The organism is Aquimarina sp. MMG016 (assembly GCF_018100805.1).
Lineage (GTDB): Bacteria > Bacteroidota > Bacteroidia > Flavobacteriales > Flavobacteriaceae > Aquimarina.
Map to the genome: position 1 here is coordinate 207214 of NZ_JAGJEA010000005.1, position 14752 is coordinate 221965.

The window sequence follows — 14752 nt, forward strand, 5'->3', positions numbered from 1 at the left end:
TCTTTTTACTTTTAATTTTTCACTCTCATTTCTTCTTTCCAACTATACAATACAGGTACCACAAATAAAGTGATTAATGCAATTAACATTCCTCCAAAACTTGGAATCGCCATGGGTATCATAATATCGCTTCCTCGACCTGTAGATGTTAATATGGGTAACAATGCCAGTATTGTAGTTGCAGTGGTCATTAAACAAGGCCTTATCCTTTTTTCACCAGCTTCTATAACAGATGCTACAATTTCTTCTTTGGTTTTAGGAACATTACGATCAAACGTTTGGGTCAGATAAGTAGCCATAACAACTCCATCATCTGTAGCAATTCCAAAAAGAGCAATAAACCCTACCCAAACTGCAACACTTAAATTAATCGTGTGCATCTGGAATAAGTCTCTTACATTTTCACTCAAGAAGTTAAAGTTTAAAAACCAATCTTGCCCATATAACCAAATCATCAAAAAACCACCTGCAAAAGCCACCGAAATCCCTGTAAAAATTATTAATGACGTTGCCACAGAACGAAACTGAAAATAGAGAATCAAGAAGATAATTATCAAAACTAATGGAACTATAATTGACAATGTCTTTTCTGCTCTTAGTTGATTTTCGTAGGTTCCTGTAAACTGATAACTGACTCCAGTAGGAATAACTAAATCTCCGGCATCGATATGATCTTTAATAAGCTGTTGAGCGCTCTTCACCACATCCACTTCTGCATAACCATCTAGCTTATCAAAAAGCACATAACCTATTAAGAAAGTATCTTCACCTTTAATCACCTGAGGACCTTTTTCATATCTGATTTCAACTAATTCACTTAATGGTACAGGATTGTTTTTATCTACCGGGATATAAATCTCTTTAAGATCTTCAGGGCTATCACGCAGCTCTCGAGGATAACGAACTCGTACTCCATATCGTTCGCGTCCTTCAACAGTTTGTGTAAGTTGTTTACCTCCAACTGCTACTTGTAGAGTTTCTTGCACATCTGCTATAGAGATTCCATAGCGAGCAAGCTGTTCTCTTTTGATATCAATAAGTAAATAAGGCTTACCTACGATACGATCTGCAAAAACTGCTTGTGCTTTCACCCCTTTGGCACGCTTTAAAATATCCTCAAGTTTTAACCCAAAGGATTCAATCTTCTTTAAATCCTGTCCCTTGATCTTAATCCCCATTGGAGCGCGCATACCCGTTTGAAGCATTACCAATCGTGTTTCGATAGGTTGAAGTTTAGGCGCAGAAGTCACTCCTGGTAATTTAGTAACTTTCACTATTTCTTTCCAAATATCGTCGGGTGATTTAATTTTTGGTCGCCAGTTTCTATAATACTCTCCATTATCATCCGGAATCAAGTCATTATTAGTCACACTAACCGCCAATTCTAAGGTTTTATATGGATCAACGTTATCTTCCTGATTATTTGGATTTGTGATAGATGTCCCATTCTTTAATTTGAACAACCCCTGTTCATCAACCTCATATTTTTGTCGTTCTCCATCCTCATTCCGCATATATTCAGATTTATACAAAATCATATTCTCATACATCGAGAGTGGTGCCGGATCTAATGCAGACTCCGCTCGACCTGCCTTGCCAACTACAGTTTCAATTTCAGGAATACCTGCTACTGCCATATCTAACTGTTGTAACACTCTCTTATTTTCTTCAGCTCCTGCATGTGGTAGTGAAGTGGGCATCAATAGAAAAGACCCTTCATTAAGTGATGGCATAAACTCTTTACCTGTATTTCGCATAATTAATACACCAAATATTATAATAGTAGCCGGAATAGAAAGAAAAAGAATTTTATTGTGTAACGCCCATCTTAATAAACGTGTATAATAATAACGAAATATCCAAAGAGCGCCTAATAAACCAAAACAAATAACACTTACAAATATCAAGTTTATTCCAATACTTCGATCAAAACCTAAAGGGCGCCAATGTTCTGCTAATAGAAATACTATTACTAATGATGAAATTGCTAAATCAATTAAATTTTTGCGCTTTCGCGAAAACACCCCATATAGAGTTATTAATGAGGTTGTTCCAAACCCTATCAAAATCAACCCTAACCATAAGCCATAAACAACAGCGATGATTCCGGTTATAATTAAAGATAGATTCAGAATATATTTAAAAGATTTTTTTAAATTTTTCTTACGGAACAAAAAGGCTGCAAAAGGAGGTATTAAAAACAAAGCAATAATAATTGAAGCTATAAGTGCCATTGTCTTAGTAAATGCTAAAGGACGGAACAATTTACCCTCTGCTCCGATCATCAAAAAAACAGGAATAAAGCTAATAATCGTAGTTAGCACTGCAGTCAAAATAGCTCCTGAAACTTCTGATGTGGCATTATAAACTACTAAATTAACAGGTAAATTACTTTGGTTCTCATCTAAATGCCTTATAATGTTCTCTGAAAGTATTACTCCAACATCCACCATAGTACCAATAGCAATAGCAATACCAGAAAGCGCGACAATATTAGCATCTACACTAAAAGCTTTCATCCCAATAAAAACCATTAAGACGGCGACAGGTAATAATCCCGAAATTAATATAGATGCCCTTATATTAAACACCATAACAATAATCACCAAAATGGTAATGAGCACCTCTAGCATCAGTGCTTCATTTAAAGTTTCTAATGTTTCGTGAATAAGCTCTGTACGATCATAAAATGGAACTATAGTCAATTGAGAAACTCTACCATCAGAAAGAACCTTTGAGGGCAATCCTGTACTTAGTTTTTTAATTTTTTCTTTTACATTATTGATAACCTCTAACGGATTAGCTCCATACCTGGAAGCAATCACACCACCAACTACCTCTGCTCCTTCTTTGTCCAAAATCCCTCTACGAGTTTGTGGCCCCAGATGAACTTTTGCAATATCTTTTATACGTAAAGATGTAAAACCTTCTGAAGTAACGACCGCATTTTCAATATCATCTATAGATTTTATATACCCTAAACCACGAACTAAATACTCAGCTCGATTAATTTCGAGTGTTTGAGCTCCTATATCCTGATTACTCTCTTTAACAGCTTTTACAACATCTTGCAAACCAATGTCATATTGTCGCATTAATTCAGGATTTACATTTACCTGATATTCTTTCACATAACCTCCTATAGAAGCTACTTCAGAAACTCCACTAGCAGATGAAAGCGCATGTTTCACATAGTAATCCTGAATGCTTCGCAATTCCTGTAAATCCCAACCTCCAGTCACATTACCTTCTTCATCACGACCTTCGAGAGTGTACCAAAAAATTTGACCTAAACCAGTTGCATCCGGCCCCAAGGAAGGATTAACATTATTCGGCAATAAACCAACCGGTAATGAATTAAGTTTTTCTAAAATTCGACTTCGTGACCAATAGAATTCAATATCTTCTTCAAAAATGATATAGATATTTGATACACCAAACATTGAAGAACTACGAATAGTTTTGACTCCAGGTATTCCTAACAATGAGGCTGTAAGTGGATAAGTGATCTGATCTTCTATATCCTTTGGTGATCGTCCTTCCCATTTGGTAAAAACTATTTGTTGGTTTTCACCTATATCAGGAATAGCATCCACTGCCACAGGATCATTTGGAAAAAAATGTGTAGTCCAGTCAAACGGTGCATTTACAACACCCCAACACACAAAAAGGGTGACCATTAGTACTGCAACTAATTTATTCTCTATTAAAAATTTGATGCTTTTATGGAGCATTGTATTGATTTTTAGCTTTTGACAGAAAAGTCAGTTATCTAAATATTGACAAAAAGGTTACAACTATGATCTTAAAGATCAAAGTATATTCATCAACTAAAAATCAAATTAAAAAGACTTCATGAAGGACATGGAAATCAACAACCAGATCAGGTGGTGAGTATTTTTTAAAAATTACATTATTTTTATCCGGAAGATTAAAAAAGTCAAAATAAGAACTAACAAAGGCAACAAGAAATACCTGTTGAGGGACATCTATCTTGTCTAGTGAAATTTTAAGATCATCTTGCCCTTCGACTACTATAATTTCATCTTTACAGCAAGATTTTTTTATCATTTCATTTTGATCAGAATTATGATCCATTGTCTCCATCCCGCAACCTTTGGCTTCAGAAAAAATAGCTATATCTACCAAAATTCTTCCGCAATAATGTTTTTCTACAGTAAACGATACCGTAGAGAGTAATACCAAACCAGCTAGTATAAAAGAGGATATTTTCTGAAAACTTTTGTTCATTTGCATTACAAAGTTACACAATATTAAAGAAATCTTTAGATTTTAGGTTATTACTGCTATTATTTTTAACAAAACTATACCATAACAAATAATCAACCGTTCTAAATATTTTGAATACTTTTGCCGGAAAAAATTGTAAGAATGCCATTCGAAAACTTAAAGCTAAAAGTTACCGATATACTTAAAAAAGAAAATCAACCGGTTACAGATAAACTAAAAATGATTTGTCAACTGCTTAAAGACAATATTGATCATTATGACTGGGTTGGTTTTTATTTTAGGAATGGGGATAAAGAAGAATTAATATTACGAACTTATGTTGGAGCTAAGACCGATCATGAGGTCATCCCCTTTGGAAAAGGGATTTGTGGTCAGGTTGCAATCTCTAACGAAAATTTTGTTGTCCCTGATGTACAGGCACAGGATAATTATATCGCTTGTAGTATTAATGTAAAATCTGAAATTGTAGTTCCTTTATTTAAAGATGGAGAAAACATTGGTCAGATCGATATTGATTCTGACACTCCTGACCCATTTACAGAAAAAGACGAACGTTTCTTGGAGTTTGTAAACCAAGAGGTTGCTAAAATCCTCTAATTGTTGTTCCTTAGTGGTTTATTAATTACATAATAATAATCACATGAAGATCTTAGTCACTGGAGGATTGGGGTTTATAGGTTCGCACACTGTAGTTGAGTTACAAAACGAAGGTTTTGAGGTAGTCATTATTGACAATTGCTCTAATTCATCTAAAGATGTTTTAAAAGGTATTACTTCGATTACTGGAAAACAACCTATTTTTGAAGAATTCGATTTACGGGAAAAAGGTGAAGTTCAGGAATTCTTTAAAAGACACCAGGATATTGAAGGTATCATTCATTTTGCAGCATCAAAAGCTGTTGGTGAAAGTGTTGAAAAACCCTTACTATATTACGAAAACAATATTTCCACACTGGTATACTTATTACAAGAATTACAAAAAAAGAAAGACAGTAGTTTTATATTTAGCTCTTCTTGTACTGTATATGGCCAAGCAGACGAACTTCCTATTACAGAAACTGCTCCAGTAAAAGCTGCAGAATCTCCTTATGGAAACACCAAACAAATGGGGGAAGAAATCATTAGAGATACTTGCAAAGTAAAACCGAACCTGAAAGCTATTGCTTTACGATATTTTAACCCAATAGGCGCACACCCAACTGCAGAAATTGGTGAGTTACCTATTGGCGTGCCACAGAATTTAGTACCATTCATTACGCAAACCGCAATTGGATTACGTGAACAATTATCCGTATTTGGTGATGACTACCCCACAAATGACGGAACTGCAGTTAGGGACTACATACATGTTGTTGACTTAGCAAAAGCTCACGTAGTAGCATTACAGAGGTTATTAGAAAACAAAAACAAGAGTAATTATGAGGTATTTAATGTTGGAACAGGAACTGGAAGTTCTGTTCTAGAAATTATACATTCTTTTGAAAAAGTTTCTAACCAACGTTTAAATTATAAAATTGTAGGGCGAAGAGAAGGTGATATAACAGCTGCCTATGCTGACACAACAAAAGCTAATCAAGAATTAGGTTGGAAAGCAAAAAGCAGTCTTGATGAAGCGCTTGCTTCTGCGTGGAAGTGGGAACAAAAGGTGAGAAGCTAGACAAAAAACACATTATCTAACAATAAAAAAATCCTGAAGAGCTTCTTCAGGATTTTTTATGAACTTATATTTAATAAAAGTCTAGTAAAACTTAGCTCTTTTATCTTCTATTTCTGCAGCTTCTTTAAGCGCATTAAACACTCTATAACTAACTGCACCAACTTGTGTTGTTGTCGTTTGTGATGCATAGCTTAAGTATGTATCCAAACCTGCAGCAGGAGTCTTCTTGGTTACCTCGACAACATACACTCCATTATTACCAATAATCGGCTCAGAAACTTTACCTTCTTCTAGTGCAAAAGCTGCACCTACAACTTTTGGTTCTGTTCCAGCTCCGCTTATTGTAGGAGTTTTCATATTTAGAGCAGAAGCAGTTTTTACAGTTTGTGAATTAGCACTTGCAATAGCATCTAAAGAAGTTCCAGACACTTTATTTTTTAGAATTTCTGCTTTCTTCTCTTTGATTAAGATTGGTTTTACTGTTGGACTAGCATCCTCAGCTTTCATAAGCCCTTTTGCAGCTTTAGCCGTCAATTGTACAACAGCATAACCATCAGTAACATCAAAACGTTTTACTTCTCCTATTTTAGATTCTTCATTAAAAGCCCATTGCACTATAGATCTTTGAGCGCCTAATCCTGGAATATTTTCATCCAATTCCTTTATTTTATTTACAGGGCGAACATCTCTTTCTTCAGTTTTAGCAACCTCTGCATAGTCACCCTCTTTTGTTGCCATTTGAAATTTAGTTGTTTTAACGAATATATCGTTAATAGTTTTTTCGCTTGGTTCAATTTTTCGGGCAATGGTAGCAACCTTTACAGCTTTTTGCTCGTTCTTTTGATCATTAATTTTGATAACATGAAATCCAAATGCAGTTTCTACTACACCTTGATCTCCTGTCTTATTATCAAAACAAAAATCATTAAATGCAGGAACCATTCTTCCCGGAGTGAAATATCCTAAATCCCCTCCCTTATCTTTATTAGAGTTATCTGCAGAAAACTGACTTGCTAGAGCTTCAAATTTACTACCATCTAATTTTATAACGCTAGCTATACTATCTGCTAGGGTTTTTGCTTCTTCTTTAGTTCTTTTTGTTTCTCCAGCAGTACTAAGCCCTTCCCAAGAAACAAGAACATGACTTGCTTTTACAGAATCTGGCATTTGCTTGTGCGCAACAATTCTTGATACTTTAATAAATTCACCATCCTTATATGGTCCGAAAACCTCTCCTACCGGAATATTATATAATGTATCCGCTACAGTAGCTGGTAAATCTTTTTTAAACACAAAACGATCATCATACTGTAATGCAGAATTTTGACTTACGTACCCTTCAACATCTTTTGTGTTTTTAAACCCTAAAATAGAATCATTAGAATTCGTAGCAGAATTAAAATCAATCCTATCATCTAACAACTTCGTCACTTCAGTCATAATCGCATCTTCATCCTCTTTACTAGCTTCTTCTTTAAAAAACACGTAACGAATACTTCTAGTTGCTTCAGCTTCATAGCTATCTGGGTTTTTAGCTATATAAGCTTCGATCTCTGCATCAGAAACTTTTACATCTGCATCAGGAATACTTGAAAACGGAAGCTGAACATATTTAATATCTACATTATCATTCTCCATTTTATAAGCTATCTCACCCTCTTTTAGTGTAGCCCCAACTCCTGCTTTAATCATAGTAAGATATGTCTGCTCTTTTGCTGACTCTCCAAGCGTATTTTCATAATTCAACCATTGTTGATACCCAGCGGTTCCCTTAACGCTTGCTACATATTCACTCATTTTACCTTTATCAAAAACTCCTGCATCATTTTGGAATGTAGGATTGTTAGCCAGCGCTTCTTCTAAAGCTTCGTTTAACTGATCTTTTCCTACAGTAATCCCCAGCTCTTCGAACTGTTCTGCATACACTGCTTTTTTCACAAACTGATTCCACACACTATTTACTACTTGGATTGTAGACCCTCCTCTGTAATTAGCAGAAGCTGCCTCTACCTCTTTTGCAAATTCTGTTCTATCAATATCATCACCATTGATTGTTGCAATCGTGTTTTGAGCCTTCTGAGAAATAAATCCTCCATTACGAATCACGTCTGCTAATACAAATGAGAATAAAGCTAATGCGATAATCACGATTAGAAAAACGGAACGTTGTCTGATTTTATTTAAAACTGCCATTGTAAGTTAATTTATTCAAATATAGTGGGCGAAAATACCATTTTATTAGAATAATACCAATTAAAAATATGAAAGTCTTTTGAAGTTTTTTTGCTTTATAAATTAGATAGTTTTAAGCATCAATCCTAAAAGGACATTTTATCAAAAAAATGAATACTTTTTTATCAAAAAAACCTTTTAAACAATTAAAGAAATTAAACTAGCAAAGGATTACAAAACACTGAGTCGCAATTATGAAGAAGGTCAATCTTCTGGAATTACTTTTAATTCTACTATTTCAATTTTAGTATTAGAAGTCTCGACAATATTAATATTAAAGGAATTTATATTAACTCTATCTCCTTTTTCAGGAATTTCTTCAGTATGATTAACAATCATACCTCCTAAGGTTTCATAGTTTTCACTCTCGGGTAAATTCAATTTATAAGCTTCATTGATATAGTCCACTTCCATTCTTGCAGAAAAACGATAATGATTTTCCGCTAACTGTTCCTCAATCAGTGCTATCGAATCATGTTCATCTTCAATTTCGCCAAAAAGCTCTTCGACAATATCTTCTACAGTGATAATACCACTGGTACCACCATACTCATCGATAACCACTGCCATACTTTTATGTTTCTTAGTCAGAAGATTAAGAACGTCTTTTACATACATTGTTTCAGGCACAAAAACTACTGGTATTAAGATTGACCTTAATGATTTTGGCTTCTTAAATAACTCAAATGAATGTACATATCCTATAATATCATCGACTGTAACATCAAACACCAATATTTTTGACAACCCTGTGTCAATAAAAAGTTTACTAGCCTCTTCTATGGACTGTGATTTATCAATAGCCACAATCTCTGTACGGGGTATCATAACCTCTCTGGATTTTACATCTGAAAACTCCAAGGCATTCTGAAAAATTTGAATTTCACTATCAATTTCATCATGCTCTTCTACGGTTTCCATCTGCTCCGTAATATAATCCCCTAATTCTGTTTTACTAAATGCAAGCTGAACTTCATCTCCATTAGTTTTTAGAAATTTTCTCAATACAAAATCCGAAATCCAAATCACAAACGATGATATCGGAGAAAAAAGCCAATAAAAGATATAGGCTGGAAAAGAAAATACCTTTAATAAGGTATTAGAATATATTTGGAAGAAGACTTTAGGCAAAAATTCTGCTGTTAGCAGTATAATAACTGTAGATATTACTGTTTGTGTTAACAGGCTAAGGTCTGCGAATAAATAGTCTAAAACCCAAAGGCCTGTTGGCATTAAAGACTGAAACGAATTCATTAATAATTCACCCATATAATACCCATATACGACTAGAGCAATATTATTACCCACTAACATTGTCGCAATAAATTTAGAAGGCTTTTTAGTTAATCGTTTGAGTATACCAGCAAGAAAACCACCTTGTTTTTTTTCAATCTCAATATGGATTTTATTAGAAGAAACATAAGCTATTTCCATCCCTGAAAAAAAAGCAGAAAGAATAAGGGAAAGAATAATGACCGTAATCTGCAGTTCCATTATCGGTCTTTGTTGTTTGCTTCGAATCGTTTACGAAAGCTTCTTTTGAAGAAATACATAAATATTGCTACTCCTGCAAAACAAAGGTATAATATGCTTCTACCACCTTCTTGACCCCATTCTGCATATGCCTGGTAAAGAAATAACACCATTACCGCCAGATATGCAAATTCAAAAAATCTAGATACTTTTTTCATATTATTTTTTATTCCTCTATAAACATCACTCCTTCATTGATGCGCGAATTCAAGATAGTAAAATCTTGATTAGCATCAAAACCATCTGCTTCATTTGTAGCGCCATCCGGCAATCTACTTTTATAAGGGAGATCGGTAAAAACCCAATTAATATTTTGATCCCAATATAGTTGTTGAGCTTGTAGATGCGTACTATCTGCAGTTTTAATATCTACATTGCCACGCATATCAATAAGTCCCGTTTTTTCATAAGAAACAGCATAGTCTGAAGTCACTACACTTACTCCACCATCTTTATCAATCATATCCAAGACAATTCCATCAGGAAACTCCCAATACCCAAAATCGCTATTGGTAAAATCTAAAATCCTTGGAGCTTTAAGAATTGCTGTTAATCTTCCTGAGTCCGTATACTTCAGGTTAATTTCAAAACCTTCAGCAATAGGCGCATCTTCAGAAATCAGGTTCTTTTTAGTTTTTTTCTCTTTCGATTGACATGAAAAAAACAATGTCACAGCAAGCACTGTGACAAAGTTTAATATGATATTCAACCTGTTGTTTCGCATTATAGTTTAGGAACTCTTACAGTTTCTCCTATCCAACATCCGATTTTTACAGTTTTTATTTCCGGATTATTAAAGATATCTGTCTTAGAAGGAGCCTTAGCTTTATAATTAGCTGCCGTTTTAGAAGCAGTAGATTTTAAACTTGGATCCACTTTTCCTGCTCTTCTTGCATAGTTCTCAGCTAACCAATACACTGCTCTTTTGCTAAATACATCATCTCCACAACTATTAGCACTACTGGCAATCATACTTGCGATTCTAAGGTAACAAACACCCATAGAAGGCTTTTGTTTCAATGCTTTTCTATAGTATGATCTTGCTTTTCCTTTGCTTCCTTGCTTCTTCATTACCTCTCCAATCTTAAAGTATACTTTAGCTTTATCACTAGCTTTAGTTTCTAACTCAGCAGACTGGTTAAAATATTTTAAAGCTACAGAAGTCTTTTTATCCTTTAATGCTAATATCCCAAGATAGTATGCAGTTTTAGCTGAAGGCTCTAGATTATGCTGAGACTCTACTAACTTAAAGAATAATGGATCGTCAGTACATTCTTTTGAATACATTCTTCTAGAGGCACTTTTTACCCAATTGATATCACTTTTCTTAGCATCGAACTGAGTATTATACAAAGGAATCAAGTTTTTACAGTCTGCCAATTCTCCTAGCTTCTGATTAACCCCAGCTTTTACTTTACTATAGTTAGATAAAATTATACCAGATCTTTTAAGTTTCTTTTTTTCTTTGTTGCTTAATTGAGTCCCTGATTCTTCTTTTTCAGTTAATTCAGAAATAGTTTTTGCTTTTTCACTTTCTTCGTTTTCGATTTTTTCGATAACATCATCATAAAGGTCAAAAACATCCTGAATTCCCTTTTTACCCTCGCCGTGAAGATCTACTAATAAAGAGAAATATGTATAAACATTTTTTGGGTTACTTACATTAGCTTTATCTTCTGTCCAGGCTTTATGAAACTCAGCATACTGAGTCTCTTTTGTACCGATCTTATTATCATGCATCAACTGACCAATACTTGCGTGCATATCACCAATCTTAGTTTTTGCAGGAAAATATTGCTTACGTTCTTTCCAAAGTGCGATCATATCATTTGCTAAAGCATTTTTCTGACCAGCTTCTGCTTTTTTATATTTAGCAGCTAATAATTTTTGACCAAACTGAAAAGTTGCCACACTATACGTAGGACATTCTTTTCTTACTTTCCATAAAGGCGCTTCCGCCGCTTCATAGTTCTTTACTTTTGCATGTTCATAGGCTATAGATGCAGTAGTTGCACAGTCAGTAGCCTGAGCAGTAATAGTTGCTGTACTTAAAACCAATCCCGCCGCTATCGTATATAAAACTTTAGTATTCATAGCTGTATTAAATTGTAGTTAATTAAATTTTATTTTTCTAAACCATTGGTCATTTAAAGACAAACTTATTGAAAAATTGAAAAAATCTTCTCTTACTAATCCAAAATCTGTTTTTCCTCGTTGTCCGTATTCAAAACCTAGATTGGCATTAGAAAACAAGTTGCCGACCGGTAAGCCTACTCCAAAAGATATGCCAAACTCATCAATAGACTGTCCGTTGATGTTTAAACCTGTTTCTTCATATCGAAAACCTGCTCGATATACCACTCTTTTAAAATAACTGGTTAGTGAATTATATTTAGGTAAATAATATCCCCCTAATTTAAATTCTGATGCGTTTTTATAAGATACATTATCATTGGTAAACGACCTATTTGTAAAATCCCCATTATCCTTATACACATATTCTGCTCCAACAAACCATTTTTTTGGATCACCGATTCCACTACCAAATTTAAGTTCTGCAGGCAAATCAAGGTTACGATCCGCAATTTCTATTTCTTGTCGATCAATAACAGCTTCCTGACCATTAGACCCAATCGTTATAGTGGCTAATTCTCTAGAATTAGCTGACGACAAGTTAAAAGATGGAGTAGATACAAGAGAGGCAATCAGCTCCAACTTGTTATTAAGCATTTTTTTATAATTCAATCCAAATGACATGCTCACCCCTGATAAATTAGAGTCCGTTATCTCTCTAGTATCAAATTGTGAATTTGGATCTCTAAAAATTGCTTTGTTTTCAATATTACCAAAGTTATAATTAAAATCCAGACCAACACTAAAATTCTCGTTAACTTTAAAGCCTGCAGCTACGAAAACTTTATTCAGCCCTCCATTACCAGAGAACCTTCTTTCAGCACCATTTTCATCAAAGGAATTTAAATCATACCCTACAGAGGTAAAAGGAATAACCCCAAAGCCAAAACCAAATTTTCCTGCCGGGATTCCTATGGCTAAATAATCTAATGTAGCATTATCCGTATATGATTTAGATGCTTCATTATTTATGGCAATACTACTATAACTTACACCAACAGTATACGTGGTAAGTCTTAATTCTCCGTAAGCAGATGGGTTTTGAAGATTTAGATGAATACTATCTGATAAAATACTCAGCCCTCCCATCGATCTGTTTTCTATCGTTCCTTTAAACTTCTGCAATCCGATTCCATAAAAAGAATAAGGCGAAGTTGTTCCTTCCTGAGCATAAGATATGCTGGTAACTATTACCAGAATGACTACTAAAATCTTCTTTATCATTGACTATTATTAAAAGCTAAAATGTAATTTAGTCCCTCCAATAAAAAATTAGAGGTGGCAAATATGCTATTTTTTAATCTATTAGACAAAAAATGAGCATCCCCACCGGTTAAAATAACTGTTAAATCATTATAAGTGTTGCAATATTGAGCAATTACTCCATCTATTTCGCATAAAATTCCATTTACTACTCCAGAATGAATAGACTTTTCTGTACTATCACCAATATAATTTTCAGGTATTTTTGTTTCCAATAAGGGCAAATTTGCGGTATAATTATTTAGACTGGCATATCGCAATCGAATTCCTGGAGCAATAGCTCCTCCTAAATATTGTTCCTTGTTATTTTTAAAATCGTACGTAATACAAGTTCCTGCATCAATTATCAAAGTATTCTTCTTAGGATATTGATCTACTGCTGCTGCAACTAATGCAATTCTATCCACTCCTAAAGTGGTCGGAGTAGTATATAAATTTTCAAAAGGTATTTTTAAGGTATGATCAAGAATTAAGGTGTTAAAAAAACTACTAATTTTATTTACATCTTCTTTACTAATGTTAGACACAGAAGATAATATAGCATTCTTGATTGCAGGATAGTCTTCCTTGACCTTATCTATAAAACCAGAAAAACCTTGTGGTTCAATGGTCTCTTTATATACCATAGAAGATGTATCAAAAACCCCTATTTTTATATAAGTATTACCAACATCTATAACAAGATTCATCTGTTTGCGTTTATTTCTTTAGAAGTCAGATGAAATTAATCCATAATCGTTTTGGTTGCTATTAACCTAAATTATAGCTTATTTCATGTGATTATTCGTAAGTCGCAAAAGTACAAAACGATTTTTTTAATTTTTTCTTTTGATGATTAAAAAAAGCGTTCTATATTTGCATCCGCTTACAACAAGGTGCCTTAGCTCAGTTGGTAGAGCAAAGGACTGAAAATCCTTGTGTCCCTGGTTCGATTCCTGGAGGCACCACCTTAAAAACCCGAACAAATTGTTCGGGTTTTTTTAATGAAATTCGACCTATACATCGTTTTATTACGAAGATGCTGGTTTCCTAAATATAGATCGAAATCAAAATCAGGGTAATCATGAGAAAACAAGTCAAATTTATTTTTGCAAAAATTATATTATTGATATAGTTTTTCTTTTCGTTTCTTTAACTGATCTTTGAGATCATCTATGGTTTCATTAATAGCATTACCAAAACTTCTTTCATCAGAAGATGCATAAATTCTCGGTCCAGGAGCGCTTAATCGAATTCCGCATATATGACCTGAATCATCATTTTTGCTTTCTCTTTTAAAGAACACATCTCCTCTGATCACAAAAGGATATTGATTATAAAGCTTGTCCATTTTCTTATTTACATATGACTCCAAAGAGTCGCTAGCTTTAACATTCACGTATTCAAAGATTGTTTTCATTTACATTCATTCGTTAGGCAATTCATTTAAAGAATCAATTAGGTTATTTAAAAAACTAAATACTACTTCTTACAATTCCTTTTAGACGTTTTTCAATTTTTCGTTTCTTAACAGTCACCAATTTCATTACTTCCATTAGTTTAGGATCTTTGGTCTTTTTATAAATCTCATTAATTTTCAGAACTAATATTTTTGCTTCTCTTGATGCAGAAATCCTATCACTAAAAGTCATATGAGCCATTTTTCTTTTTTCGAATTCCAATGCTTTTTCCACTAACTCCATA

Annotated in this window: 13 protein-coding genes and 1 tRNA gene; 3 read left to right on the top strand and 11 right to left on the bottom strand. The window is 33.9% G+C overall.

The window, feature by feature from the left end; all coding sequences use genetic code 11:
• Window positions 1-11 precede the first annotated feature (11 nt).
• Both J8M14_RS12090 and J8M14_RS12095 read right to left on the bottom strand, forming a co-directional pair.
• Window positions 12-3734 carry an efflux RND transporter permease subunit gene (locus tag J8M14_RS12090; RefSeq protein ID WP_211074880.1) on the bottom strand — a complete coding sequence of 1241 codons (3723 nt, stop codon included), beginning with the start codon at window positions 3732-3734 and terminating at the stop codon, window positions 12-14.
• Between the two features lie 103 nt (window positions 3735-3837).
• A complete protein-coding gene (locus J8M14_RS12095) occupies window positions 3838-4251 on the bottom strand; it encodes a hypothetical protein (RefSeq protein ID WP_211074881.1) in 414 nt (137 codons plus the stop codon).
• A 141-nt stretch (window positions 4252-4392) separates the two neighbouring features.
• Between J8M14_RS12095 and J8M14_RS12100 the strand changes: the two genes are divergently transcribed.
• Together J8M14_RS12100 and galE are read left to right on the top strand one after the other, a co-directional pair.
• The gene (locus tag J8M14_RS12100; protein WP_211074882.1) at window positions 4393-4848 is read left to right on the top strand and encodes a GAF domain-containing protein; all 456 of its coding nucleotides are present in this window, start codon (window positions 4393-4395) and stop codon (window positions 4846-4848) included.
• Between the two features lie 43 nt (window positions 4849-4891).
• Window positions 4892-5908, top strand: coding sequence for a UDP-glucose 4-epimerase GalE (galE, locus tag J8M14_RS12105; RefSeq protein WP_211074883.1), 1017 nt, complete (start codon window positions 4892-4894; stop codon window positions 5906-5908).
• A gap of 81 nt (window positions 5909-5989) precedes the next feature.
• Here the strand turns inward: galE and J8M14_RS12110 are convergent, their stop codons facing one another.
• The 7 genes from J8M14_RS12110 to J8M14_RS12140 all read right to left on the bottom strand — a co-directional run bounded on the left by J8M14_RS12110 (window position 5990) and on the right by J8M14_RS12140 (window position 13758).
• The gene (locus J8M14_RS12110; RefSeq protein ID WP_211074884.1) at window positions 5990-8101 is read right to left on the bottom strand and encodes a peptidylprolyl isomerase; all 2112 of its coding nucleotides are present in this window, start codon (window positions 8099-8101) and stop codon (window positions 5990-5992) included.
• A gap of 243 nt (window positions 8102-8344) precedes the next feature.
• Entirely contained in the window at window positions 8345-9634 is a 1290-nt protein-coding gene (locus tag J8M14_RS12115) for a hemolysin family protein (protein ID WP_211074885.1), read from the bottom strand.
• Window positions 9634-9831, bottom strand: coding sequence for a hypothetical protein (locus J8M14_RS12120; protein WP_211074886.1), 198 nt, complete (start codon window positions 9829-9831; stop codon window positions 9634-9636). The genes J8M14_RS12115 and J8M14_RS12120 overlap by 1 nt, the downstream gene beginning before the upstream one ends.
• An 8-nt stretch (window positions 9832-9839) precedes the next feature.
• Window positions 9840-10397: an LPS export ABC transporter periplasmic protein LptC gene (gene lptC, locus J8M14_RS12125; protein WP_211074887.1), complete on the bottom strand. Its 558-nt coding sequence runs from the start codon at window positions 10395-10397 to the stop codon at window positions 9840-9842.
• Window positions 10397-11767: a hypothetical protein gene (locus J8M14_RS12130; RefSeq protein WP_211074888.1), complete on the bottom strand. Its 1371-nt coding sequence runs from the start codon at window positions 11765-11767 to the stop codon at window positions 10397-10399. Before J8M14_RS12130 ends, lptC begins: the two co-directional genes overlap by 1 nt.
• An 18-nt stretch (window positions 11768-11785) precedes the next feature.
• Entirely contained in the window at window positions 11786-13030 is a 1245-nt protein-coding gene (locus J8M14_RS12135; protein WP_211074889.1) for a hypothetical protein, read from the bottom strand.
• A complete protein-coding gene (locus J8M14_RS12140) occupies window positions 13027-13758 on the bottom strand; it encodes a type III pantothenate kinase (protein WP_211074890.1) in 732 nt (243 codons plus the stop codon). The genes J8M14_RS12135 and J8M14_RS12140 overlap by 4 nt, the downstream gene beginning before the upstream one ends.
• A gap of 185 nt (window positions 13759-13943) precedes the next feature.
• On the opposite strand from J8M14_RS12140, the gene J8M14_RS12145 reads away from it, so the two are divergent.
• A tRNA-Phe gene (locus J8M14_RS12145) sits at window positions 13944-14016 on the top strand.
• A 155-nt stretch (window positions 14017-14171) separates the two neighbouring features.
• Here the strand turns inward: J8M14_RS12145 and J8M14_RS12150 are convergent.
• Entirely contained in the window at window positions 14172-14468 is a 297-nt protein-coding gene (locus tag J8M14_RS12150) for an HPF/RaiA family ribosome-associated protein (protein ID WP_211074891.1), read from the bottom strand.
• 55 nt (window positions 14469-14523) lie between these two features.
• The gene (locus J8M14_RS12155; protein WP_211074892.1) at window positions 14524-14751 is read right to left on the bottom strand and encodes a hypothetical protein; all 228 of its coding nucleotides are present in this window, start codon (window positions 14749-14751) and stop codon (window positions 14524-14526) included.
• Window position 14752: the final 1 nt, after the last annotated feature.

Excerpts from the sequence above, each read along its gene's own strand:
- J8M14_RS12090 (WP_211074880.1), bottom strand. The coding sequence starts at position 3,734 with ATGCTCCATAAAAGCATCAAATTTTTAATAGAGAATAAATTAGTTGCA.
- J8M14_RS12095 (WP_211074881.1), bottom strand. The coding sequence starts at position 4,251 with ATGAACAAAAGTTTTCAGAAAATATCCTCTTTTATACTAGCTGGTTTG.
- J8M14_RS12100 (WP_211074882.1), top strand. The coding sequence starts at position 4,393 with ATGCCATTCGAAAACTTAAAGCTAAAAGTTACCGATATACTTAAAAAA.
- galE (WP_211074883.1), top strand. The coding sequence starts at position 4,892 with ATGAAGATCTTAGTCACTGGAGGATTGGGGTTTATAGGTTCGCACACT.
- J8M14_RS12110 (WP_211074884.1), bottom strand. The coding sequence starts at position 8,101 with ATGGCAGTTTTAAATAAAATCAGACAACGTTCCGTTTTTCTAATCGTG.
- J8M14_RS12115 (WP_211074885.1), bottom strand. The coding sequence starts at position 9,634 with ATGGAACTGCAGATTACGGTCATTATTCTTTCCCTTATTCTTTCTGCT.
- J8M14_RS12120 (WP_211074886.1), bottom strand. The coding sequence starts at position 9,831 with ATGAAAAAAGTATCTAGATTTTTTGAATTTGCATATCTGGCGGTAATG.
- lptC (WP_211074887.1), bottom strand. The coding sequence starts at position 10,397 with ATGCGAAACAACAGGTTGAATATCATATTAAACTTTGTCACAGTGCTT.
- J8M14_RS12130 (WP_211074888.1), bottom strand. The coding sequence starts at position 11,767 with ATGAATACTAAAGTTTTATATACGATAGCGGCGGGATTGGTTTTAAGT.
- J8M14_RS12135 (WP_211074889.1), bottom strand. The coding sequence starts at position 13,030 with ATGATAAAGAAGATTTTAGTAGTCATTCTGGTAATAGTTACCAGCATA.
- J8M14_RS12140 (WP_211074890.1), bottom strand. The coding sequence starts at position 13,758 with ATGAATCTTGTTATAGATGTTGGTAATACTTATATAAAAATAGGGGTT.
- J8M14_RS12150 (WP_211074891.1), bottom strand. The coding sequence starts at position 14,468 with ATGAAAACAATCTTTGAATACGTGAATGTTAAAGCTAGCGACTCTTTG.
- J8M14_RS12155 (WP_211074892.1), bottom strand. The coding sequence starts at position 14,751 with ATGGAGTTAGTGGAAAAAGCATTGGAATTCGAAAAAAGAAAAATGGCT.